The sequence below is a fragment of the Phyllobacterium lublinensis genome (assembly GCF_020164435.1).
Classification (GTDB): domain Bacteria; phylum Pseudomonadota; class Alphaproteobacteria; order Rhizobiales; family Rhizobiaceae; genus Phyllobacterium; species Phyllobacterium lublinensis.
On sequence record NZ_JAIUDQ010000002.1, the window covers coordinates 208,229 to 230,276 of the forward strand.

Annotated in this window: 21 protein-coding genes; 6 read left to right on the forward strand and 15 right to left on the reverse strand. The window is 55.6% G+C overall.

The genetic code is table 11. From position 1 onward, the window contains the following. Nucleotides 1-28: 28 nt before the first annotated feature. The 14 genes from K9U38_RS03995 to sppA form a co-directional block, all read right to left on the reverse strand. A complete protein-coding gene (locus K9U38_RS03995; protein ID WP_224493051.1) occupies nucleotides 29-517 on the reverse strand; it encodes a universal stress protein in 489 nt (162 codons plus the stop codon). A gap of 44 nt (nucleotides 518-561) precedes the next feature. Further along, nucleotides 562-1,641 (reverse strand): tryptophan--tRNA ligase, encoded by a 1,080-nt coding sequence (gene trpS / locus K9U38_RS04000; RefSeq protein WP_224493052.1) that lies wholly within the window; start codon nucleotides 1,639-1,641, stop codon nucleotides 562-564. Between the two features lie 106 nt (nucleotides 1,642-1,747). Then, nucleotides 1,748-2,116, reverse strand: a complete 369-nt coding sequence (locus tag K9U38_RS04005) for a VOC family protein (RefSeq protein ID WP_224493193.1) — start codon at nucleotides 2,114-2,116, stop codon at nucleotides 1,748-1,750. A 14-nt stretch (nucleotides 2,117-2,130) separates the two neighbouring features. Further along, on the reverse strand, nucleotides 2,131-3,729 hold the full coding sequence (murJ, locus tag K9U38_RS04010; protein ID WP_224493053.1) for a murein biosynthesis integral membrane protein MurJ: 1,599 nt from the start codon (nucleotides 3,727-3,729) through the stop codon (nucleotides 2,131-2,133). A 121-nt stretch (nucleotides 3,730-3,850) separates the two neighbouring features. Continuing rightward, complete coding sequence (locus tag K9U38_RS04015; protein ID WP_224493054.1) at nucleotides 3,851-6,664, reverse strand: [protein-PII] uridylyltransferase; 2,814 nt, start codon at nucleotides 6,662-6,664, stop codon at nucleotides 3,851-3,853. 82 nt (nucleotides 6,665-6,746) lie between these two features. After that, the gene (mutS, locus tag K9U38_RS04020) at nucleotides 6,747-9,407 is read right to left on the reverse strand and encodes a DNA mismatch repair protein MutS (protein WP_224493194.1); all 2,661 of its coding nucleotides are present in this window, start codon (nucleotides 9,405-9,407) and stop codon (nucleotides 6,747-6,749) included. A 190-nt stretch (nucleotides 9,408-9,597) separates the two neighbouring features. Further along, a complete protein-coding gene (gene olsB / locus K9U38_RS04025) occupies nucleotides 9,598-10,440 on the reverse strand; it encodes a l-ornithine N(alpha)-acyltransferase (protein WP_224493055.1) in 843 nt (280 codons plus the stop codon). Between the two features lie 154 nt (nucleotides 10,441-10,594). Continuing rightward, a complete protein-coding gene (gene lspA / locus K9U38_RS04030; protein WP_224493056.1) occupies nucleotides 10,595-11,098 on the reverse strand; it encodes a signal peptidase II in 504 nt (167 codons plus the stop codon). A 13-nt stretch (nucleotides 11,099-11,111) separates the two neighbouring features. Further along, the gene (locus K9U38_RS04035; RefSeq protein ID WP_224493057.1) at nucleotides 11,112-11,981 is read right to left on the reverse strand and encodes a TrmH family RNA methyltransferase; all 870 of its coding nucleotides are present in this window, start codon (nucleotides 11,979-11,981) and stop codon (nucleotides 11,112-11,114) included. Beyond that, on the reverse strand, nucleotides 11,978-13,024 hold the full coding sequence (locus K9U38_RS04040; protein ID WP_370631820.1) for an RsmD family RNA methyltransferase: 1,047 nt from the start codon (nucleotides 13,022-13,024) through the stop codon (nucleotides 11,978-11,980). The genes K9U38_RS04035 and K9U38_RS04040 overlap by 4 nt, the downstream gene beginning before the upstream one ends. 126 nt (nucleotides 13,025-13,150) lie before the next feature. Continuing rightward, nucleotides 13,151-14,125 carry a bifunctional Delta(1)-pyrroline-2-carboxylate/Delta(1)-piperideine-2-carboxylate reductase gene (gene lhpI, locus K9U38_RS04045; RefSeq protein ID WP_224493058.1) on the reverse strand — a complete coding sequence of 325 codons (975 nt, stop codon included), beginning with the start codon at nucleotides 14,123-14,125 and terminating at the stop codon, nucleotides 13,151-13,153. Between the two features lie 25 nt (nucleotides 14,126-14,150). Beyond that, on the reverse strand, nucleotides 14,151-14,483 hold the full coding sequence (locus K9U38_RS04050) for a LapA family protein (protein WP_224493059.1): 333 nt from the start codon (nucleotides 14,481-14,483) through the stop codon (nucleotides 14,151-14,153). 42 nt (nucleotides 14,484-14,525) lie between these two features. Continuing rightward, nucleotides 14,526-14,810 carry an integration host factor subunit beta gene (locus K9U38_RS04055; RefSeq protein ID WP_224493060.1) on the reverse strand — a complete coding sequence of 95 codons (285 nt, stop codon included), beginning with the start codon at nucleotides 14,808-14,810 and terminating at the stop codon, nucleotides 14,526-14,528. Nucleotides 14,811-14,901: 91 nt separating this feature from the next. Further along, nucleotides 14,902-15,882: a signal peptide peptidase SppA gene (sppA, locus tag K9U38_RS04060; RefSeq protein WP_224493061.1), complete on the reverse strand. Its 981-nt coding sequence runs from the start codon at nucleotides 15,880-15,882 to the stop codon at nucleotides 14,902-14,904. A gap of 236 nt (nucleotides 15,883-16,118) precedes the next feature. Between sppA and lptC the strand changes: the two genes are divergently transcribed. From lptC to ptsN, 6 genes are all read left to right on the forward strand, one after another. Then, nucleotides 16,119-16,856, forward strand: a complete 738-nt coding sequence (gene lptC / locus K9U38_RS04065; RefSeq protein ID WP_224493062.1) for an LPS export ABC transporter periplasmic protein LptC — start codon at nucleotides 16,119-16,121, stop codon at nucleotides 16,854-16,856. Nucleotides 16,857-16,912: 56 nt separating this feature from the next. Continuing rightward, on the forward strand, nucleotides 16,913-17,521 hold the full coding sequence (locus K9U38_RS04070) for an LptA/OstA family protein (RefSeq protein ID WP_224493063.1): 609 nt from the start codon (nucleotides 16,913-16,915) through the stop codon (nucleotides 17,519-17,521). 73 nt (nucleotides 17,522-17,594) lie between these two features. Further along, the gene (gene lptB / locus K9U38_RS04075) at nucleotides 17,595-18,353 is read left to right on the forward strand and encodes an LPS export ABC transporter ATP-binding protein (RefSeq protein ID WP_106712347.1); all 759 of its coding nucleotides are present in this window, start codon (nucleotides 17,595-17,597) and stop codon (nucleotides 18,351-18,353) included. A 170-nt stretch (nucleotides 18,354-18,523) separates the two neighbouring features. Beyond that, entirely contained in the window at nucleotides 18,524-20,167 is a 1,644-nt protein-coding gene (gene rpoN / locus K9U38_RS04080) for an RNA polymerase factor sigma-54 (protein WP_224493064.1), read from the forward strand. Nucleotides 20,168-20,384: 217 nt separating this feature from the next. Then, a complete protein-coding gene (gene hpf / locus K9U38_RS04085) occupies nucleotides 20,385-20,978 on the forward strand; it encodes a ribosome hibernation-promoting factor, HPF/YfiA family (protein ID WP_224493065.1) in 594 nt (197 codons plus the stop codon). A 72-nt stretch (nucleotides 20,979-21,050) separates the two neighbouring features. Then, on the forward strand, nucleotides 21,051-21,515 hold the full coding sequence (gene ptsN, locus K9U38_RS04090) for a PTS IIA-like nitrogen regulatory protein PtsN (protein ID WP_224493066.1): 465 nt from the start codon (nucleotides 21,051-21,053) through the stop codon (nucleotides 21,513-21,515). Nucleotides 21,516-21,561: 46 nt separating this feature from the next. On the opposite strand, the gene K9U38_RS04095 is transcribed toward ptsN, so the two are convergent. Then, nucleotides 21,562-21,996, reverse strand: a complete 435-nt coding sequence (locus tag K9U38_RS04095) for a Fur family transcriptional regulator (RefSeq protein WP_224493067.1) — start codon at nucleotides 21,994-21,996, stop codon at nucleotides 21,562-21,564. Nucleotides 21,997-22,048: the final 52 nt, after the last annotated feature.

Sequence of the window (22,048 nt, forward strand, 5' to 3'; positions counted from 1 at the left end):
GATTGTATCACGATTTTGCCGTACGCAATCACGTGATAGCGTCGATGTCCTCATCGGAGAGATTGTATGGAACCACTGTAACGGGGATGGAAAAGGATTCACGTCCGGCGAGGGACTGGACGAGGGGCCCGGGGCCCTCCTTGCCGGAGCCTGCGGCAAGCACGAGGATGGCAATATCCTGGTCCTCTTCGATCAACTTCTGAATCTCTTCCGAAGTAATTCCCTCCCGTACAACGAGTTCAGATTCGATGCCAATCGTTTCGCGCACACTTGCCGCAAATTTGCTGAGGGTCGAATGGGCCCGCTCCTCGGCTTCCGCACGCATGATTTGCTCTACACCGAGAAACGCTTGAAAATCGGCTGAATCGATGACGAACAGGAGCAGCAATACGCCACCCGTTGTCTTCGCGCGGCGAGAGGCATAAGCGACTGCGCGCTCGCATTCTGGCGTCTCATCGATGACTGCCAGAAATTTGCGACGGTGGCCGGCTTCGCGGCTGAGACGTTTCGATACCATGTGGTCAACCTGCCCTAACCATTGATAGTCCGCAAGGCCCGGGGCTAGTCCTGCAGGAAGCCCATAATATCACGGACATGACGCATCGTCTTCTCGGCAAGAACGCTGGCGCGTTCGCCACCATCCTTCAAGATCGCATCGACATAGCCAGGGTCGGCGGAAATCCGCCGCATCTCTGAGGCGATAGGAGCGAGTTTTTCCACGGCAAGGTCGGCAAGCGCCGGCTTGAAGACTGAAAACTGCTGGCCGCCGAAATCACGAATGACGCTTTCCTTGTCGCTGTCGATCAGTGCAGCGAATATTCCAACGAGATTGTCCGCTTCCGGCCGTTCCTTTAGTCCGTCTATTTCTGACGGCAGAGGTTCCGAATCTGTCTTGGCTTTACGGATTTTTTTAGAAATGGTGTCCGCATCATCAATGAGATTGATACGGGAGAGATCCGACGGATCGGACTTTGACATCTTCTTGGTGCCATCACGCAAACTCATGACACGCGCGGCCGGGCCGCCTATGACGGGTTCGGTAAGCGGAAAGAAACTTGCAATTGTCTCGTCGCCCGACTGCGTCTCTACACCAAGGCCGAGCTCTGCTATTCGGGCTGAAAAGTCCGTATTGAACTTCTGGGCGATGTCCCGTGTCAGTTCCAGGTGCTGCTTTTGGTCCTCGCCGACCGGCACGTGGGTCGCGCGATAGGCGAGAATATCGGCAGCCATCAGGTTGGGGTATGTGAACAGACCGACCGACGCATTCTCGCGATCCTTGCCCGCCTTGTCCTTGAACTGTGTCATGCGGCTTAACCAGCCCATACGGGCAACACAGTTGAATATCCAGGCAAGCTCGGCGTGCTGGCGTACGCGGCTCTGGTTAAAGACAATATGCTTCTTTGGATCGATTCCCGAAGCCAGGAACGCAGCAGTCACTTCCCGCGTGTTGCGCATAAGCTCGGCCGGCCCGCCCCAGACGGAAATGGCCTGGGTGATCGCATGCTGATCCACGACACAATAGATGCAGTTATTGCTTTGCTGCAGCGCTACCCAACGGCGGATTGCTCCCAAGTAATTGCCGAGATGCAAATTTCCGGTTGGTTGGACACCGGAAAAAACGAGCGGTTCAAACGTGCTCATAAATCGTCCTTGATCGTTCGGAGATCGGGCCTTTGGGACCGATGGCGATGAAGTCGCGGTTTTGGCAGAGGGAGACGCCGTATTCAAGCCCTATCAATGCCATCCCTTATTTCAGTTCCAGGAGATCCCATTTATTGCCATACAGATCTTCAAACACAGCCACGCTTCCATAGGCCTCATGTCGAGGTTCTTCGAGGAAGCGCACCCCGCGTTGCCGCATGGTGCCGTAATCCTTTTCAAAACTGTCCGTCTGCAAGAACAATGCGACCCGTCCACCGGTCTGGTTGCCAATGTGAGCTTCCTGTGTGTCGCCATCCGCCTTGGCCAGGAGCAATCGGCTCTCGCCCCCTTCGGGCGCAACGACGACCCAACGCTTGGCCCCGGAAAGCTGTATGTCGCTGACGAGTGTGAAGCCGAGAACCTCGACATACCAGGCAATCGCTTCGTCGTAATCGCGAACAACCAGGGTGACCATGCCAATCTGACGGCTCACGGTTTGGGATCCTCGTGCGAATTATCGGGGCTGCGTGCTCCGCGTCTTACATTGCGCCGTATCATGCCGAGACTGGCGCCGCCCGTACCGAACGCCAGCGCGAAGTAAAGGATCATCGATAATGCGACCAGGGACATGACGGCAATTGCTTGTGTGTGCAGCGGTGCATGGGGAGCAAGCGCCGGGCCCATCCAGCCAATGGCAAAATAGAGCGCTAGCCCCATCAACCCGGCAGCGAGGACAAGCCGTGGAATACGTGTAAGCAGAGGAATATCGCGGCCCCAATGGCCCCTCCAAACCAGCGTTGCGAACAGCAGGAGAGCATTGGTCCAACCGGCAACGACTTCTGCCGTTGCGATTCCGGTCTCTGCCATGATGGGGAAAAGGGTAATGGCCAGCGTAACATTCACGATGACGGCGACGATGGCAAAGATCATCGGCGTGCGCGTGTCCTCGCGTGCAAAAAATCCCGGCAAGAAGGCCTTGATGAGGACGAAGGCAGGAAGACCAAGGCCATAAATGGCCAGAATGTTACCGACAGTGTGGGTAGAGCTTGTGGAGAAATTGCCGCGCTCATAGAGCATGCGGACTATAGGCTCCGACATGACCAGCAAAGCAGCCGCTGCCGGAAGCGTCAGGAACAGCGTAAACTCCACCGACCTGTTCTGCAGGCTGCCGGCCTCCTTGAGATTGCCAGACCGCAGCGCGCGGGCAAGTTCCGGCAGAAGGACTGTTGCAACGGCGATGCCAACGACGCCGAGTGGAAGCTGATAGATACGGTCGGCATAGGCGAGGGCCGAAATAGCACCCGATTTACCCGAAGCAATATTCGTGTTGATAAGAAGATTGATCTGGGTAATTCCACCCGTAACGGCGGCTGGAAAAGCCAGTACCAGCAGGCGTTTCACGTTGGCGGTCAAGTGCGGCAAACGGAAACCGATTGAAATTCCGGCGTTGCGGACGGCGAACCAGACGATCGCGAGCTGAACGACACCTGAAACCATCACGCCCCAGGAGAGCGCGTAGCCAACTGTCGTACCGTCATGTCCTTTGAGCCAGGCGTAGCCGAGTACGGCGATAAGGATCACGTTCAAGAAGACGGGCGCAATCGCGGCTGCAAAATAGCGATGCAGGGAATTGAGCATCCCGCTCATCATGGCGGCAAGCGACATGCAGGCCAGATAGGGAAACATGATGATCGCCATCGACACGGTGTTGTCGAATTTCATCGGATCATCGACAAAGCCAGGCGCAATCACATAGCGGACGATCCATGGCATGGTGAGTTCCATGAGGATTGTCAGGCCGAGCAACACGGTAAACAGGACGCCGAACACTTCCTCTGAAAAACGGCGAGCTCCGGCGAGGCCGTTCGCTTCGATTTCCTTCGCAAACAATGGAACAAAGGCGGCGTTGAAGGCCCCTTCTGCGAATAGTCTGCGGAACGTGTTTGGGAACCGAAAGGCCGCGTTGAATGCATCGGCGATAGGGCCGGTACCCAGCGCAGCAGCCATCAACATCTCGCGGGTAAAGCCGAAAACGCGGCTCATCAGCGTTCCGGATGCAACTGTTGCGAACTTCCTGACCAGACTCATCGACGGCTCTTTCCCGCCGTGCCCATCGCACGGTTTCCGGCGGCGCAAAGCCACGCAAGCACCCGCAAAGCGCGAGCATTCATATCTTCTCCTGATCTCGTCACAAGGGCCTCCGTCAGCATTACTCTGCCGTCATGAGAAGGTTTTGCCGCTGAGGCTGCGCTGTCGTTATGTCGCCTTCACCGAACAGCGCGAGCAATTTCTTTCGGGCCCGGTTCTGCCTTGCCGTGTTGGTAATTTGATGACCCACGAGGTCGGTAACATAAAAAACGTCAATGACCTTTTCACCAAACGTCGTCACATGCGCGGAGGCGATGTCGAGCGAAAGGTCAGAAATGATACCAGTGATTTCGGACAGGAGGCCGGGGCGATCCAAGCCTTCTACCTCGATGACGGTGAATTTGTTGGAGAGCGTGTTGTTGATCTCGACCCGCGGGGTAATCCGAAACGCCTTGACGGCACGCTTCGGCTTGGTGCGCGCGGCAAGCATTTCCGGCAAGTAGGACTTCCCGGAAAGCACGTCCTCGATCAAGCGGCCAACCCGCATGGCGCGCCGCCGCTCATCGTCGTCTGTCGGAAATTCACGGCTGATAAGGATCGTATCAAGGGCGCGTCCGTCACTGGTCGTAAAGATCTGCGCGTCGACAATGTTTGCACCGGCCGCAGCACAGGCTCCGGCGATGATGGAAAGCAACCGCGGATGATCCGGCGAAAGCACGGTAATTTCGGTCACGCCCTCGAAATCATGCGTCTTGACCATGGTGGCGAGGGCCTTCCCGCCTGCATCGGACTCGCGAATAAAGTTGGCGTGACGAACCTGGTCATCGAGGCTGACAGTCAGAAGATAGTTCTGATAATGCAAAGCCAGATAGGATTGGCGCTCAACCTGGGGCCAGGATGACAGCGCATGCCCAAGTTGTGCCCTGGCATGATCGGTCCGGTCTTTGCGGGAGACCTCCGAAAATCCGCCCGTCAACATCAGCTCCGTTTCGTAAAACAGGTTGCGCAACAATTGGCCTTTCCAGCCATTCCAGACACCTGGTCCAACCGCCTTGATGTCGCAAATGGTGAGCACGAGCAGCAACTTCATTCGATCAAGGGTCTGCACGATCTCGGCAAAATCCTCGATCGTCTTGCGATCATTGAGGTCGCGCGATTGCGCCACCCTGCTCATCGTAAGATGCTGGTCAACGAGCCAGGCCACAGTTTCCGTATCAGCTTTAGAAAGTCCAAGGCGCGGACATACCCGTCGTGCAATGCGGGCACCGGCAACCGAGTGATCTTCCGGTCTACCCTTGGCGATATCGTGCAGTAGCAATGCAACGTAGAGGAGTTTGCGGTCTTTCTTGAGGCCGGGCATGATCTGGTTGGCCAGCGGGTGTTCCTGGCCAAGATCACCGTGTTCGATTTCCGAAAGTACAGCGATGCAGCGCAGCAAATGCTCGTCGACAGTGTAGTGATGATACATGTTGAATTGCATCATTGCGACGATCTTGCCGAAGTCTGGTATGAATTTACCAAGAACGCCGGACTCGTTCATGCGCCGGAGGATCAATTCGGGATTGCGCTCCGAGGTAAGGATTTCAAGAAACAGACGATTTGCTTCGGGATTTTCCCGAAGTTCGGCGTTGATCAGCGACAGGGAACGCGTCACCAGTTGCATGGCATCTGGGTGAAACTCCAATCCGTGCTCATCGGCAAAGTGGAACAGTCGCACGAGATTGACTGGATCCTTGCGAAACACGCCATCATCGGCAATCGTAATACGATGGTTGTCGACGACAAAGTCTGTCGTACCGGCTATCTTGCGCTTGCGCCGCGAAAACGTCAGGAAAATCCTGTTGAAGCCCGGAACGTGCTTTGCCTGTTCCTCCTCAAGCGCTGCGCAGATGATGCGGGTGAGATCACCGACTTCCTTGGCGACCAGAAAGTAGTGCTTCATGAAACGCTCAACGTCACGTTGGCCGGGATGTGCCGTATAGCCAAGCCGCCGGGCGATCTCGCTCTGAATGTCAAAGGAAAGCCGCTCTTCGGCCTTGCCGGTCAGAAAATGCATGTGACAACGCACGGCCCATAGCAGGTCTTCGGCTTTGCGGAAGATTTTGTGTTCAGCACGGGACAAAACCCCGAGCGTGACCAATTCGTCACTGGTTTTCACCCGGTAGTAATATTTTGCAATCCAGAACAGCGTGTGCAGGTCACGCTGACCACCCTTGCCTTCCTTTACATTTGGTTCGACCAGGTAGCGCGTTGCGCCAGCCTTGCGGTTGCGTGCATCTCGTTCAGCGAGCTTGGCTTCGATGAATGCGGGTCCGGTACCCTTGACGACTTCCACATCGAACCGCTGTTCCAGGCTGGTGAAGAGTTCCTGATTCCCGCACAGATACCGTGCTTCCAGGATGCTTGTTCGAATCGTCATGTCGGACAGCGACAGACGGATGCATTCGTCAAGATTACGGGTGGCGTGGCCGACTTTTAGCCCGATATCCCATAGCATGTAGAGGATGTACTCGACGACTTGCTCACCCCAAGGGGTCTGTTTGTAGGGCAACAGGAATAATAGATCGATGTCGGATCCGGGAGCGAGACCGCCGCGGCCGTAGCCGCCGACGGCGACGATGGTCATCCGTTCGGCTGTTGACGGGTTAACAGCAGGATAGACATGGCCAACGGCAAACTCGTAAAGCGATGAGATGATCTGGTCCATCAGATAGGAAAGACGCATGGCGCATGTTGTGCCGCCCGCATCTTTCATCAACATGTCTTCGGCAGACTTGCGTCCGGTAACCAGCGTGTTTTTCAACAGCTGCAACACCTCATTGCGATCAATAGAGGTCGCGCCCTGCCGTCTTGCCGATTGGACCAATTCCTCAAATTGACGATGAAGATTGGCCGGGTTGACGATCTGTTCCAGTTTCAGGTCTGAGGCGCTCATGAACACGTCTTTACGAATGATGGCCGCACGCTATAGCGCGAATTTGCTTGGAACGGAATGATTACATTTAACCGACATCGAATCAGGATGTGGGTTGGGCAACGAGGCCCTTAAGCTTGTAGAGAGCGTCGAGCGCGTCACGTGGGGTCAATTCATCCGGGTTTATCGATGAAAGCGCTGCAAGAAGGGCGCTGTCCTTGCCTTGCGCTGGTTTCGGGGCCTGCCGCCTGACTTCGACCGAGAAAAGCGGCAAATCATCAATCAGCTTTTCTGCCTTGCCGGAAGTCTCTCCGGCTTCAAGCTGATGCAGCACGTCACGAGCACGATTGACGACTGCCTCCGGCAGTCCGGCCAAGCGTGCCACCTGCACACCGTAGGAACGGTCGGCGGCCCCTTTGGCAACCTCGTGCAGGAAGACGACGTCGCCATCCCACTCCTTGACCCGCATGGTTACATTGCTAAGTCGCGGCAGTTTTTCGGAGAGTGCAGTCATTTCGTGGAAGTGCGTTGCAAAAATCGCCCGGCATTGATTCTTTTCATGCAGATACTCGACAGCCGCCCATGCGATGGAAAGGCCGTCAAATGTGGCCGTGCCACGGCCGATCTCATCGAGGATGACCAGCGAATGATCTGTGGCCTGATTGAGGATCGCGGCTGTTTCGACCATTTCGACCATGAAGGTGGAACGTCCGCGCGCGAGATCGTCGGAAGCACCAACACGCGAAAACAACCGATCGACGATACCGATATGCGCGGAGCCCGCTGGAACGAAAGAGCCCATCTGGGCCATGATGGCAATCAGAGCATTTTGGCGCAGGAATGTGGATTTGCCGCCCATGTTCGGGCCGGTCAGCAGCCAGATCGCACCCTTGGATGCGACCTCGGGTGAAAGATTGCAATCATTGGCAACGAAGGGATTGGCCGCCTGGCGGCGCAACGATTGCTCCACCACCGGGTGCCGGCCGGCAACGATCTCGAATGCAAGGCTGTCATCGACGACCGGTCGGCAATAGCCCTGTTCGTCGGCAAGGGCAGCCAGTGACACGGACACATCGAGCGCAGCCATTGCGGCGGCGCCGGCGCGTATCCGATCGGCATTGGCGACGGTCTCATTTGTCAGCACATCGAAAACGCCCAGCTCGATGGTCAGCGCCCGATCTGCGGCATTGGCAATTTTGCTTTCCAGTTCCGCGAGTTCCGTTGTCGTAAACCGCATCGCATTGGCAATGGTTTGGCGATGAATGAATTTCCCGCGGGCTTCATCTGTGTCTGTCAGGGCTGAAGCCTGGTTGGCGGTCACTTCGATAAAATAGCCAAGAACATTATTATGCTTGATCTTGAGTGACTTGACGCCAGTCATGTCCGCATAGCTGGCCTGCAGACCGGCGATGATGCGGCGCGAATGATCGCGCAGTGCACGCATTTCATCGAGTTCGCCTTGATATCCTGCTCGCACGAACCCGCCATCCCGTTTGAGCAGCGGCAACTCATCGCCAAGCGCCTGGTCAAGGTGGCCCAGCAAGTTGGATGGCAGCTGACCGAGATGACCGCGAACGTTTGCGATTTCGGGCGGCAAGGCCTCGCTGCCGAGCAACTGCAAGATTTCGGCAGCGGCTTCGAGCCCTCGGGCGAGTGCTCCAAGGTCGCGCGGTCCTCCTCGTCCCACCGCCAGCCGCGACAGGGCTCGGGGTATGTCAGGCACGCCCTTCAGAGCTTCGCGCATGATGTCAGCAAGTGACTGGCGGGCAAGAAAGAAGGAAACCGAATCCAGCCGCGCCGTTACAGCGAATGGATCGGTTAGGGGAGATGTCAGCCGCTCCGCCAGAAGCCGCGCACCTCCTCCCGTGATCGTTCGGTCGATGGCCTTCAGGAGACTCCCCTCTCGATTACCCGACAGCGTTCGCAGGAGTTCGAGGTTGGCGCGGGTGGCCGGGTCGATGAAGAGCGATCCGCCCTCCGATTCTCGCTCCGGCCGCATCAGCGGTGGTCGTTCGGCAATCTGCGTCTTCTCGACATAGGCTATCGCGCCTGAAATGGCGGAAAGTTCGGCACGGGTGAACTGGCCAAAACCATCAAGTGTCCTGACATCGAAATAGCGTTGTACACGCGATTCCGCCGTGGCGCTGTCGAAGAGTCCAGCTGGCTGCGGACTGACGGAACGGCCGATTGCATCGAATACCGGCCTGAATTCCGGGTCATGGAATACTGGCTCCGCAACGATCAACTCCCGCGGCTCTACCCGCAGAATATCAGCAAGGAGCCGCGAGGTGTCGGTTTCGCTGACACGAAACATACCAGTCGATATATCGATCCAGGCAAGGGCAAGCTGTCCCTGTCCGGCTCCCTTGACTCGGCCAAGCGTCATCAAATAATTGGCCTCGGACGGATCGAGGAGCTTCTCCTCCGTGATTGTCCCTGGTGTTACAAGCCGTACGACGTCCCGTTTGACGACGGATTTTGCGCCCCGTTTCCTTGCTTCGGCGGGGTCTTCGATCTGCTCGCAAACCGCTACGCGGAAGCCGCGGGCAATCAGCTTCTGCAGATAATCATCCGCCGCATGGACAGGTACGCCGCACATGGGGATGTCGTCGCCGAGATGTTTGCCACGCTTGGTCAATGTGATGCCGAGTGCACGAGAGGCTTCAACGGCATCGTCGAAGAACAATTCGTAAAAATCGCCCATCCGATAGAACAGCAGGCTATCGGGATTTGTAGCCTTTATCTCGATATATTGCTCCATCATCGGCGTCGGCCGTGCCAATGGTTCCGCCTCGTAAGGCGACGGTTCGATGATAGATGCCAATTCGGCCAAAGCGCGCTCTCCATTGACCGGGTGTGATCAGGAGCAATCTATTCGCTATTGCACGATTTACCCACCTCTTCAGTGGTCATCTGTGGCTTTTCTCCACAGCTGATGAAGTGTCAACGCGATTTTATGCGAAGCGCTTCGCCTCGGCGGCGTAATGGCTTATGTAGCGTTCCGAAATGCGGCTGACGGGGAGGATGATGAACACATCTGTTGTCCCGAAATCCTTATCGATGACAGCCCCGTCACCAATCATTGCTCCGAGACGCAAATAGCCCTTGATCAAAGGCGGCATGGCGAACAATGCCACCCGGGCGTTAATTGCCTCGGCGGGAACCAGATCCATGGGCTGGTAGCGTGCGGGAAGAGCCCGGACATCCCAATCCGGCGTGGCTCGGCAATTATGTTGCAGAAAAGACAACGGCAGTGCATGAGCGGCGGGGACCACTCCATGGAATGAGGCGCATCCGAACATCACGCCTATGGAGTGGTGGCGGCAATACGTCCATATCCCCTGCCATAGCAGCTCCACCGTACGTTTTGAGCGATATTCGGGCAAAACGCAGGAGCGGCCGAGTTCAAGAAAGCGAAGTTCTGGCTTCGCCGATACCAAGCGATCGACGGCATACTCGCTTGCCGAATAGAATCCGCCGGTCTCGAACGCCTTTTCCCCGCGCAAAAGCCGGTATGTTCCGACGATCTGCTTGTGCTTGGGTCCGGGAATAGAAGTGTCGTAAACGAGTAGATGATCGCAGAAGGGATCAAAGCGGTCGGCGTCACGCTGTTCCATGGTCGCCGAGCCCTTGGCGCCGAGTTCGTCAAAAAAAACCTTGAAACGAAGCTGCTGCGACGATGCGATCTCGTCCTCGGTTTGCGCAAGGCAAACTTCCATTGTTCCGATGCGGCCGAGCACCGAAACGAGCTGTGGCGCCGTAAACGGCGAGGGGGTTGAATCGACCTGCGCAATCATCTGTTGATCTTTAGTGATTGATGCAGGTTCAAGCAAGGCGATGCCCATAGCGATTCGATCTCGTTCGCGGGTTTGATCAGAATGGTTCAGCCTTGAATACAACAATTGAATGACGGCTACATGACGTGGAAAACGGCAAATTTCCGGTTTTGCTTCAGTTTTCGCCAGCCGCTCCGTTTCGTGAACGCCGTTCGCGCAGCCAGCCTAAAAATTCTTCCATTACGACGAGCGCAGCACCGATTGAAATATAGGCATCGGCAAGATTGAAGACGGCAAACGACCACGACGGCAGGTGGAAAAGTATGTAGTCGACTACATATCCGTGAAGGCTACGGTCGATGAGATTGCCGATGGCGCCGCCTATGATCAATGCGAAGCCAGTTCGGGATATCCAACGGTCCCGTGCAGTCGTCCACCACAGATAACTGACGAAGCCGATAACGACCACAGTAAGTCCGATCAAAGCCGCATCGTGCAGCCCACTGAGCATGGAGAAGGCAATGCCATCGTTGTGAACCCTGAAAAGCGCGAGAAACGGCAAGAGATCGATTTGCTGTTGGTAGTCCATACCGGTCTCGACCAGATATTTGATGATCTGGTCGCTTATGACAGCGATGGCGATAACAATCAGAAGGCTGTAAAAGGCTTTGCTCTTCATAAGTGTCGATTTCTCAAGTTTCGCTGCCAAGTTGCAGGCTATTGCGCCTGATCTCGAACAGCATGACGCCGGTCGCGATGGCGAGATTGAGGGAGTCGGCTCGGCCTTGCTGCGGTATTCGCGCAAGCTTGCCGCACGCTGACGCAAGATTGTCCGGCAGCCCCTGTTGCTCGTTGCCCATCATCAGGACAACTGGCTTGCCGTCGTAATCTATGGTTCTGTAGTCTACGGCTCCTTTGAGGTGCGTTCCGACGACGAGGCCAGAAAATCCCTTTCGCCAGGAAAGGAATTCGGCCTCGGTAGCGCGCGCTACCGGCATGGCAAACACTGAACCCATCGTAGCGCGAACTGTTTCCAGCGAAAATGGATCCGTGGTCTCTCCAATGAGAATGATGCCCTTTGCGCCCACGGCGTCGGCCGTGCGGATGATGGTACCGAGATTTCCCGGGTCACGTACGCGGTCGAGCGCGACATAGACCTCGTTGCCATGCGGCTTGATTGCAGACAGCGACAGCAGCTTCTGCTCGAAGACACCGACGACCATCTGGGGGTTGTCGCGCCGGGTGATGGCTGCAATCACTTTCTCGCTGACTTCGAGCACGTCGCCGCCCTTGGCGATGGTGCGGGCAGCGACCTGCTCGACCAATGAATTGCCCTTGCCTGCCTTGGAATACACAAGAGTCTTTATTGTCCAGCCGAGGTCGAGTGCATCGATAACCAGCTTGAGACCCTCGGCAATAAAGGCGCCCTGCTGATCGCGAAACTTCTTCATTGCCAACGCGCGCAGGTCTTTGACGATGGGGTTGGTCAGGCTGGTGACCTCCTTGACCTTGCCTGGACGGGCCAGCCCGCTGTCCCGATAGCGGTCGTCATGTCTCGTCATGTTGCACCCCAACGGCTGAAGAGGGAGGTAGAAAGCGCCCGGCCGGACGAGCGTTCGCGCAGGATCAATTCACCTGACTGCACTTCCCCACCAAGGCCGGTAAAGGCGTCCCGCATCAGTTCATGTATGGCAAAGAAGGAAGCGCGGATGGAATAGGCGGTCAGGACTACTGCGAGTGCGTTCGGCGTAAGGATCGCCCTGCAAAGATCGACCATAGCAGGCAAACTGTCGAACAACTGCCAAACTTCGCCATTCGGCCCACGACCGTAGGCGGGCGGATCGAGCAGGATAATGTCATAGGTGCTGCCGCGCCGTTCCTCGCGCGCGACGAATTTCATAGCATCTTCGCAGATCCACCGGATTGGTTTGCCGGACAGACCGGCCATTTCTTGGTTTTCACGTGCCCAGACGATGGCCTTTTTCGAAGCATCGACATGGGTCACCTCAGCGCCCGCCCTCGCAGCGACCAGCGATGCAACGCCCGTATAGCCAAACAGGTTCAAGACCTTCACCGGGCGCTTGGCGCTACGGATCAAATCATCCATGTGCGACCAGTGAGTGCCCTGTTCGGGAAACACGCCAACATGCCGGAAAGATGTGAACCGGCCAAAAAACGGCAGGCCATCAAAGGCAAGCGGCCAGGTCTCACCGAGTGGCACTTTCGGAAAGTGCCACCGGCCGACACCTTCTTCATCAGTATTGCCGGTGAATACCGCGTCGGCTTTGTCCCATTCTGCCCTATCCCAAGCGGGTAGCCATATGGCTTGGCCCTCAGGCCGGATAATCCGGTAGGGTCCGTATTGCTCGAGCTTCAACCCATTGCCACTGTCGAGGAGCGCATAATCGTGTGACGGGAGCGTTTCAAGGATAAGGCCGGTTTTTTCTTGCGGCCGTGGGCCCGAACGACGTGCCAAGACCCGTCCCGGCGTTGGCTCCGCACGCTGCGCCGGTTTCTGCGCCTCGCTGTCGGCAACGCGCACCGGCTTGGCAAACTGCGGACGTGGCTTGGTCGCAGTCTGCCGATTGGAGCCGGCTTTGGTGATGGCCCCCTTGGGGCCGGCGCCCTTGGCTTTCCTGATTTTTCCGCCAGACGATTTCAAGTCGTGCTTTCCTCGCAATACATTGGAGGTTTCCTATGCCATGACGAGGAAAGGCGAAAGCAAAAACAATCAAGCTGATGCGGTTAGCGCCTTTTCATAGATGAGAATTCCCGCGGCGAGGTCTTCCAAAGCAGCACCGACGGACTTGAACAAAGTGATTTCATCGGCGGTTTGACGCCCTTGCACTGTACCGCGCGTCAAGCCGAACAAATCGCCGATAACATGACTTTCGGTAACGATGCCCGCCTTGATGGGCTGCACTATGTCGCCGCCTTCCTTCAAGGCACCGTCAACAGTATCAACAAAGACGCGGGCAAGCCGCACACATTCATCATCGCTCTCACGCATCGAGGGAGTAAATGCGCCGATCAAATCCACATGGGCGCCGGGCTTGAGATATTTGCCCAGAATCAGGGGTTCGGTGGACAGTGTGCCAGCGGTGATGATGTCAGCCTCGGCGATCGCAGCGTCCTTGTCGCGGACGGCCCTTGCGTTAAACCCTTCCGCAGCAAGCTCCGTTGCTACTTTCTCTGCGCCGGCGAAATTGCGATTCCAGATCGAAATTTCATTGATCGGCCGGATGGCGCTGTGCGCCCTTGCCAGAAAGCCGGAGAGGGCACCCGCTCCCAGTATCACGAGCTTTGTTGCGTCTTCGCGAGCAAGAAAGCGGGCGGCGAGGGCAGATGCTCCTGCTGTACGCCATAATGTCAGGCGTTGGCCATCAATGAGCGCCTTGGGTTCCCCCGTCTTGCCGTCGAGAAGAAGATAGACACCCATGACTGCGGGTTTGGACACGGCGCCATTGTCCGGCGAGACTGTGACGATCTTGACCCCCACATAACCTTTGGAGGAATCGCCAAGCGCATCAAAATCCGACCAAGCGGGCATCAGCAGCAAAGTCGATGCGGCACCGTCCGGCCGACCAATGGTGTGATGATGACGAACTGGCTGGATTACGCCTTGCCGGAAGGCTTGCCCGATCGCGGCGATCATGTCGGGCCAATTCAAGAGCCCGTCGATCTCGGCCGGAGAGATCAGTTTCATGGAGAATCCTTGTCGATTATATCGCTCAATGCAGCGAAGGAAGATTTGGTGTGGACGTATTCTCCGCGGAAGCCTTGCGTGCTTCCTTACGCAGCGCCTCTGCCTCGAGTTTACGCTGTCGTGCAAGCTTCCGATGCTTGCCTTGATTGTACCACGTCGCGAGACTTCCAAGCACCAAACCGATGAAGAGTGCAACAAAGAGCCAGACGAACATCGGCGCGGTATAGGAGAGCAGGGGATTGCCCGGATTGAACGGGTCGACCGTAAAGGACACTGCCTGGCGATTGGCGACTGATAATGCAATCAGGATGACGGCAAGCGGCAGCAGAATGAGCACGACAACGATGCGATTGACCATACCTATCTCCCGGGAGCCTCTCTAATGCTCATTGGATGCGCATTAGCCGTGCGCATTGAGCCTGTCGCGGAGCTCCTTGCCGGTTTTGAAAAACGGCACCCACTTTTCCTCGACATCGACGCTTTCGCCCGTACGCGGGTTGCGGCCGCTGCGCGCCGGTCGATTCTTTACGGAGAAGGCGCCAAAACCGCGGAGCTCGACCCGGTTGCCCTCAGCCAGTGCGTCGGTGATCTCGTCAAAGATGGCACCAACGATGTTTTCCACGTCGCGTTGAAACAGATGTGGATTGCGGTTGGCAATAATCTGAACGAGCTCTGATTTGATCACAGCGAAATCCCTTCCGGTTCAAGATCGGGGAGGCACGGTCGAAAAGGCTTCAGCTTAACGACTATGTCACTGATCTTATGTGTTTAATACCTTATTGCGCCCCGACAGGCTTGCCGTCAACGTGCCAAACAGAAACGAGCCCGTCAAGGAAGATACGCTCACCTGTCAATTCCCGTACTATTCCTGCGCTTTCCTGCGGAATGCCGAGGTACTGCGCGAGCATCTTCAGGGCGGATTCTGAAAATAGCCGGCCGAGGGACGATTTTTCGACAGGCTTCCATTCTACCACAGGCAGCTTGCCATCCACTCCTTTTGTTGCAAGCCAACCCACGGCCTTGTCTTCGCCGCCAAGTTCGTCAATCAGCTTGTTGGCAATCGCCTGTCGACCAGTGAAGACAGACCCGTCGGCAAGTGCCAGCGCCTGCTCATGAGTAAAATTGCGCCTTTCCTGAACAAGTCCGACAAACCAGTCGTAAGAATCGATGATCATGCGATGAATCATTGCCTTGGCTTCATCACTGGCAGGATTGAAGAAGTTCGGCTCTGCCTTCAACGGACTGGATTTGATCGTTTCAACCTTCACACCCAGTTTGGTTAACAGCTGCGAGATATCCGGATACTGGAAAAGGACGCCGATTGACCCGATGATTGAGGATTGGCGGGCGACGATATGGTCGGTGGCGCTAGCGATCATATATCCGGCGGAAGCGGCAAGAGTACCAACCTGTGCAACCACCGGCTTCTTCATGGCGAGTTTCCGGACGGCCTCGTAAATCGCCTCGCCGCCCGCCGTAGTGCCGCCGGGTGAATCAATGGTGAGGATAACGCCTTTCACAGCCGCGGATTCTTCCACGTCGTGGAGGCGCTTGAGCAGTTCGTCGTTCTCGAAAATCGTCCCCTCGACGCGAACCTTGGCAATATGCGGTGCTGATTTACTGGAGAAACCATCTCCGGAGAGAAGAAAGAACGAAATCAATGCAAGCGCGACAAGGACAAGGGTGAAAGCGCGCCAGAATGTCAATTTCCTGCGAAGGCGTCGTCTGTCTATGATTGCATCAGCGGTATTGGCCATCGTCGTGTTCGCTCTCAGGTTTGGTCGCATTTTTCTTCTGCGACAACAACTTATGGAAGTCCAGACATCATGCCACGGCGTTTGATCCGCACCGGCATCTTGTAACTCGTCCAATGAGGGCATACTTGTTGCCTCGAATGCAACTTGTGCGACGAGTACATGTCCATTTCATCGAAAAATAACCATATTGGCGTTCAGTAGCCATTATATTGTAATCGGTAAGCGCAGTCAGACCTATGTCAATCGAAACAACCGATATGCATCCCGGGCGCGATGCGGCCGCAGATGTCGACCACCATGCTGAGGTGGCGAGGCAGTTTGCTGCCTCCGACAAGGATTCCAAGGTGTTTCGTGCCGCTGAGCGCCATTCCCGCCGTGTCCGTTTCCTGAAGTTTGCCTTGCCGGCAGCTGCATTGCTTGGGGCCGCTGTGTTCTCGTGGTTTACGTTCTTTTCGACGTCCAGCATACCAAGCAATATCTCGCTCGATAATGCGGGCATCGAAGACGGCAAGCTGGTGATGACCAATCCGAAGCTCGACGGGTTTACAAAGGACAAGCTTCCCTACAAAATGAGCGCGGTCCGAGCCTTGCAGGAAGTGGGCAACAGCAATGTCATTTCCCTGGAAGGGATTGACGCGGAAATTCCGCTCGGTACAAAGTTGCGTGCCCAAGTCAAAGCGAAGTCGGGAGTTTTTGATAACGCCAATCGCCAGTTGACGCTCGACAGCGACATAAGTCTGACCACATCGGATGGCGTCACGGCGGTGCTGCAATCGGCTGATATCGATATAGCAGGAAATTCCATGTCGACTGACCAGCCGGTCAGCATTAACAACAGTACTTCGCAGATTACCGCTGACAGCATGCAAATCACTGAAAGTGGTAAAGTAATGACTTTTGAAAAGCGCGTAAGGCTTGTCATTCAGCCTGCAAAGCGGCAAGAAGGTGACCAGGAAATCAAATCGCCAGAGTAATATCTGGAATGGATTGCTGATTTCATGGGACTATCCGAGGTTTAGGAGAGAAGACGATGTCGTGCGGGGCAAGACTGATCAGCATTTCGACCGTTGCGTTGGGTTTATTGGCATCCTCAATGATCGCTCCCGCCGCGGCGCAGGAAGCTGGCGCCGCGAGCGGCATAAAGCTCTCCGGTGACCAACCGATCCAGATCGATGCGGACAAGCTTGTGGTACATGACAATGAAGGCACCGCAACCTTCACAGGTAATGTCACCGTTGTTCAGGGCGCGACGCTTCTGAAGGCCGGCTCAATGATTGTCTACTACGTCAAGGGGGCCAAGCCGGCTGAAGGCACGGCTGGAACCGAGGCGCCCAAAACTGGCGGGCTCGCTGGTGGCCCTGGATCACAGGATATTGACCATCTCGAAGTGAGCGACAAGGTTTACGTGAAGTCCGAGGATCAGGTCGCGACCGGCGATCATGGTACTTTTGATATGAAAACAGAGGTTTTGGTCCTCACCGGTGACAAGGTCGTCCTCACTCAGGGCGACAATGTTGCCATAGGATGCAAATTGACCGCTCAACTCAAAACCGGAGAGGCGCAGCTTGAAAGCTGCAAGAGCGGCCAGACGGGTCGCGTTTCGATCGTTGTTGCGCCCAAGAACGCTCCTAAGAACTGAGCCGTAAGTGACCTTGTTTTCGCGTCGCCCCACCAGCAAGGCTCCTGCGCGGCCAGACTCCAGTGTTTCCGAAATGCGACCAGCCGATCCGGCAGCCAAGGATCGTATGAAAGGGACACTTGTCGCGCGCGGGATAACCAAAAGCTATAATGGTCGCCAGGTGGTGAATGGTGTTTCGTTTGGTGTTCGATCGGGCGAAGCCGTTGGTATTCTCGGGCCGAACGGTGCCGGGAAGACGACGTGCTTTTACATGGTCACCGGTCTTGTACCGGTCGACAAGGGCACGATCGAGATCGATGGGTTCGATGTGACCACGATGCCCATGTATCGCCGTTCGCGGCTTGGCATCGGCTATCTGCCGCAGGAAGCATCGATCTTTCGGGGACTTTCAGTCGAAAACAATATCAAGGCAGTTCTCGAGGTGGTCGAGAAGGACCGGGGTGCTCGCGCGCAAGAACTCGACTCCCTGCTTGAAGAGTTTCATATTGCCCATCTGCGCAAGGCCCCTGCTATTTCGTTGTCGGGTGGTGAGCGGCGTCGACTGGAAATTGCGCGCGCCCTGGCATCCAGGCCGAATTTTATGTTGTTGGATGAGCCATTCGCCGGTGTTGATCCAATTGCCGTTGCGGATATTCAGCAGCTGGTACGTCACCTGACGGGACGAGGAATCGGTGTGCTCATTACCGACCACAATGTGCGCGAGACACTTAAGCTGATCGATAGGGCCTATATTATTCACGCCGGGCAGGTGCTCACCCATGGGCGTCCAGACGAAATTATTGCCAACCAGGATGTGCGCCGCCTGTATTTGGGCGATCAGTTCAAACTCTGAGTTTTCGCAATTGCTGACTGAAATTCGCAATAGAATGCGATTTTAGCACCCGCTTTGGTTGAAATTGACCGATATGCGACGATTTTTACCCCCTTGTGATTGACAAGCAAGGATTGGGCCAGTTCTGTATATCGGTAAAGAAATTCCGTGCGGGAGCGGCATCATACATCATGGCCTTGTCGCCAAAATTGGATCTTAGGCAAACTCAGGCACTGGTGATGACGCCGCTGCTCATGCAGTCGATCCGACTGCTGCAGCTGACACATGTCGAGCTCGAACAGTTTATCGATCAGGAAATCGAAAAGAATCCCCTGCTGGAGCGCGAAGAGTCCTATGGGGAGCGTATTTCGCTGGATGAACGGATCGCTGCAGGGGATCGCAGCTACAATGAAACCGAAGATTTCAGCAAGGCTAGCGCGGGCGGAGAACTCGATGATCGTGATCATTCGAGTGAGCGGAGCGATCACTGGCTGTCGAGCGGCGAGTCGACCAGCGCAGGCCAGATGTCAGATACGTTCGATAGTTCACTCGAGAACATCTTTCCCGATGACCCGGGTACCCAGGATTTCATAGCGGGTGATCTCGCCTCTCAGTGGAAGTCATCGTCTGGCGACGGTTATGTCTCTGTCGGGGGCGAAGGCTATAATCTTGAACAGGTTACCGCCTCTCCGCATACGCTTCGTGATCACGTTGGCGAGCAGATTATCTTTGCTTTCCCAAGCGCCGCAGACCGGTTGATCGCTGCGGAACTGGCAGATCATCTCGACGAGATGGGATACTTGCGGGCCGACACATCCGAAATTGCCGAAAGGCTCGGTATCGACGTGTCATATGTCGAAGAACTGATTGCTGTCATGCAGGGGTTTGAACCCTCGGGGCTGTTTGCGCGAGATCTGGCGGAGTGTCTTTCACTCCAGCTTCAGGCGCGAAACCGGCTCGACCCTGCAATGAAAATTCTACTACAGAACCTCGACCTTCTGGCCAAACGCGATTTCAACACCCTGAAACGGCTTTGTGAGGTAACCGACGCCGATATTCTCGACATGTTGCGAGAGATAAGGCTCCTTGATCCGAAACCCGGGACCGCGTTCTCTTCTGGAGTCGCTGACAGCATCATTCCGGATGTTCAGGTCGACGCAGCTCCCGACGGAACGTGGCGGATCGAACTCAATCCCGATGCGCTCCCGCGCGTGCTGGTCAATAACAACTATTATGCAACCGTCTCGAAGGCCAAAGTCTCAACGGCAGAGAAAACCTTTCTCAGCGAATGCCTCCAGAATGCCAACTGGTTGACACGTAGCCTCGATCAGCGCGCCCAGACGATTCTGAAGGTCGCCAGCGAAATTGTCCGCCAGCAGGAAAATTTCCTCCTGCATGGCATTGCCCACTTGAAGCCGCTGAATTTGCGCAATGTCGCGGACGCGATTGGCATGCACGAGTCAACCGTGAGCCGGGTTACTGCAAATAAGTACATGCTGACCAGGCGCGGTGTGTTTGAGTTGCGCTACTTTTTCAACGCGGCTATTTCGGCAACAGAAGGTGGGGAGCAGCATTCGTCGCAATCTGTTCGCCATCACATAAGGCAACTTATCGAAGCTGAAGCACCGAACGACATTCTTTCTGACGACACAATTGTTGATCTGCTCAAGGAACAAGGCGTCGATATTGCCCGACGTACCGTCGCCAAATATCGCGAAGCCATGAATATCGCGTCCTCCGTGCAAAGGCGGCGGGAGAAAAAAGCCCAAACGGCTGTGCGCAAGGGTAATGGAAGGTCTGGATTCGTCCGCAACACGGGTGTAGGGTTTTCGTGAGTGGGTAAATGATCCGGGCCAAAGAAGCCCGGACAGGGAGAGAGAAGCGCCGGTCATTTGCGACAATTGGAGCGAAAGCGCGCGTTTGAACATGAAGAAATCGGAAAGGGAAATGTGATTGAACGCTCGCACTGAATGTGCGGGATGTCTTTGCTCGGCTGTCAACAACAGTGTAGATTGGCTCAGGCAATGAAAATCACAATGAAGGTGAGGTATCATGAGTCTGCGTGTATCTGGGAAACATATGGACATTGGTGACGCTTTCCGCATTCGGATCGAAGAGCGGATCGGGGAGATGGTGACCAAATATTTCGATGGCGGATATACCGGCCACGTCACAGTGGAAAAGCAGGGATCGCGATTTATTGCAGACTGCCTCATCCGCCTTGATACTGGTACGGTGTTGCAGGCTGCAGGTGAAGCGCAAGATCCGCTTCTCGCCTTTGACGCTGCAGGAGAGCGTGTCGACAAACGCCTCCGTCGCTACAAGCGGCGTCTCAAATCGCACCAGGCGCCAGGTTCGAATGGTGTTTTCGACGACATTTCCTATCGCGTCATGGCTCCGGCACCTGATGACGATGAGGATTTCCCGGAGGATTATGCTCCTACGATCGTCGCAGAAACATCAATGGCGCTGCGAAGCATGAGCGTGGCGTCGGCTGTCGTGGAACTCGATCTGAAAGATAGTCCTGTAGTTGTCTTCCGCAACTCTGGAAGTACGCAGGTTAATATCGTATATCGCCGTCCTGACGGAAATATCGGTTGGATCGATCCCTCGGCAGTAGCTGGACAAGCCGCTGTCCGGCAATGAGACGTAGCATAATTTGAACTATCGTTCGCGCTCCTGTAAGAGCGCGGACGGTAACTGGAAGGAAGAGAGATAATGGATCTGGGTGATCTCATTCAGCCTGACGCTGTCCTGCCCGCATTGAAAGTCAACTCCAAAAAACAACTTTTGCAGATCATGTCCGAAAAGGCAGCTGCCTTGACGGGCCTGAGCGAGCGGGAAATATTCGACACTGTCTTGCAGCGCGAGCGCCTTGGTTCCACTGGCGTGGGCAATGGCATTGCAATCCCGCATGGGAAGATCAACAGCGTGAAACGCATTGCCGGTGTTTTCGCCCAGCTTGAGTCACCGATTGATTTTGAAGCTCTTGACGATCAGCCCGTTGATATCGTGTTCCTGTTGCTGGCGCCGGAGAATGCGGGTGCGGATCACCTCAAGGCCTTGTCACGCATCGCCCGCTTGCTGCGTGATCCGGAGCGGATAGCAAAGCTGCGCACCGCACATGACGCGAATTTGATCTATGAACTTTTGACGTCGCAGCCGACATCGAACGCAGCTTGATCGGCTTCTCTCGACGCCAAAAATCGCCGCCCGCTCGGGCGGCTTTTCATGAAGATTGGTCGATTTTCCTGCCGTAGAGTTCGAGACGGTGGTAAATAATATCGTAGCCCAGAGCCTTGGCGACCTCTTCCTGCAGCTTTTCGATTTTGTCCGACTTGAACTCGATGACCGCCCCCGTATCGACATCGATAAGGTGATCATGGTGGTCACCATGCGCCTGTTCGAACCTGGATGGCCCGCCGTTGAAAGCATGGCGATGTATGGCGCCCATTTCCTCGAGCAGGTTCATGGTGCGATACACCGTTGACAGCGAGATGCTGTCATCGATCTCGATGGCACGATGAAAGATCTTCATCGCATCCGGGTGATCTTCGGTCGAAGTCAGAATATCGAGAATAATCCGGCGGGGTCGGGTGATGCGCACGCCTGCATTGCGCAGCTCTTTTTCGTAATCCGGCTTTTGATTGAGGATGTGTTTCATGAGCACGACTATGCGCCAGATCGAACTCAGTTGCAAAGATTCTCAACTGGAA